The sequence below is a fragment of the Arthrospira sp. PCC 8006 genome, assembly GCF_046480465.1.
GTDB classification, from domain to species: Bacteria; Cyanobacteriota; Cyanobacteriia; order Cyanobacteriales; family Microcoleaceae; genus Limnospira; species Limnospira platensis.
Genome location: NZ_PKGG01000424.1, coordinates 1 through 1834, shown reverse-complemented (window position 1 = coordinate 1834; position 1834 = coordinate 1). Strand labels below are relative to the sequence as shown.

Sequence of the window (1834 nt, the reverse complement as noted above, 5' to 3'; positions counted from 1 at the left end):
TGGTCAAACTCTAGTACTGGACAATGCAACGTTTCATAAAGGGGGACGGATTCCTGAGCTAGTGGAGGCGGCTCAATGCCGTTTRCTCTATCTACCACCTTATTCGCCAGACCTCAACAAGATAGAGAAATGTTGGTCGTGGTTGAAAGCCCGCATTCGCCATTGCACGTGAGCAGTTTGATTCTCTCGATGATGCCATGGATTCTGTTCTCAAGGCTGCGTCCTAACCGTATTGACTAGTGCTATAGGTTGTATCTCGGAGCCTTCCGTTCCCCGCTTCAATCTGACGGGTTGTGATTCCTGAAACTGGGGGTGGCTACCGCCGTTACTCTCAACTTCCTGCTATACTAAATGGGTTCATAACGTCCATCTTTCCAGCATTCTGTCTTGACCTTGAGTCTTCCTGCGTTGTCTGGTTGTCGAAGCCAGAGGTTGGGACACATAGATAGTTATGGGATGGTCAGGGTTACTTAGCTATCACATTAAGTCCCTTATATTCTACCAAGGGGTAGAAGTCCCACGAGGAGGTTATTTCAGGCATCGCAGCCTTATTTTATCTCCTAAACGTCTCGCACGCAATAGTAGGTTGTACCTAGTCCCGGACTTTTGTAGTTTGAGAGTCACTCCTTTGGGACATTCCCCCTTAAAGTCTTGATAGGCTTTCAGGAATCTAGCGTAACTCTCATCATAGTTACCCTTTCCCCCCACTGTAGGGAGTTTAGCGGCGTTACTCATTTTTTACTCACTTGTTACTCTACTACGGTTTTGAGTAACACCTAAGCAGCGGTAGAATAGGGGTTATAGGCTATGTATTAGGTTCAAGTCCGATTACTGGATTTTTTTGCTGTCAGTAGTGCGCCTGAGTCACTGATAAATAATCAAAAATTACCCGCTCCTCTCAACTGACCGCCCCCCAATATTGCCTTTGAGGGGGGGTACAGATTAAGCTAGAGCAGGTTAGCTAGGTTGGCTGAAAGGAATATCAAAGATATTAGCTGGCAGACGCGAGATTTTCAGCTACAAAGTCCCAGTTAACCAGATTTTCGATAAAGTTATCGATGAAACCTGGCCGCGCATTTTGGAAGTCCAGATAGTAGGCGTGTTCCCAAACATCGAGAGTTAGCAGGGGAGTTTTACCCTCAACCATGGGGTTAACAGCATTAGCAGTCTTGGTAACTTTCAGTGTGCCATTATCCAGGACTAGCCAAGCCCAACCACTACCGAACTGGGTAGCCGCTGCGTTCTTAAATTCTTGAATGAATGCGTCAAAGCTACCGAAATCTGCTTGAATCTTGTCAGCCAAAGCTCCTGTAGGTTGACCACCACCATTGGGCTTGAGGCACTTCCAGAAGAAACTGTGATTCCAGACTTGGGCAGCGTTATTAAATATACCAGACTTAGAAGGATCATTGTAAGTGGCTTTGATGATCTCTTCCAGGGACATATTAGCCATGTCTGTACCTTCAATAGCAGCATTAAGGTTTTTGACATAAGCTGCATGGTGCTTACCATGATGGTAGGATAGAGTATTAGCGGACATTTTGCTAGACTCTAGTGCATCCTGATCAAAAGGTAAACTGGGAAGTTCAAAAGCCATTGTGTTTTCTCCTCTCTCAAATATCTAGGCTTCTCGATTTGTCTTGAACGGGACAAATTTATGAGCGAGCCTACATAAAACTTTACAATATCCTGATCATATACCATCAACGGTCACTAAAACAAATCTAGTCGGGCTAACTTTGGTTTGTGAAGGTCTGCCCCCTCGGCTTATCTCCTACCCGGCGGCAGGTAAACCCCAGTATCTTGGTGCAATTAGGDGTCGAGATAGACCTCA

The 1834-nt window shown here is 45.6% G+C and carries 2 protein-coding genes and 1 pseudogene; 1 reads left to right on the top strand and 2 read right to left on the bottom strand.

Features of this window, described 5'->3' with window-relative positions:
- Positions 1 to 227 (top strand): annotated as a pseudogene (locus B9T16_RS28275) (transposase); the annotation flags it as partial.
- Between the two features lie 301 nt (positions 228 to 528).
- Here B9T16_RS28275 and B9T16_RS28270 read toward each other — a convergent pair.
- Complete coding sequence (locus B9T16_RS28270) at positions 529 to 735, bottom strand: hypothetical protein (RefSeq protein WP_062945835.1); 207 nt, start codon at positions 733 to 735, stop codon at positions 529 to 531.
- A gap of 256 nt (positions 736 to 991) precedes the next feature.
- Positions 992 to 1597 (bottom strand): superoxide dismutase, encoded by a 606-nt coding sequence (locus tag B9T16_RS28265; protein ID WP_006615995.1) that lies wholly within the window; start codon positions 1595 to 1597, stop codon positions 992 to 994.
- Positions 1598 to 1834: the final 237 nt, after the last annotated feature.

What these genes read in the sequence shown, in the direction of transcription:
- B9T16_RS28270 (WP_062945835.1), bottom strand. Translation starts at nt 735, where the DNA reads ATGAGTAACGCCGCTAAACTCCCTACAGTGGGGGGAAAGGGTAACTAT.
- B9T16_RS28265 (WP_006615995.1), bottom strand. Translation starts at nt 1,597, where the DNA reads ATGGCTTTTGAACTTCCCAGTTTACCTTTTGATCAGGATGCACTAGAG.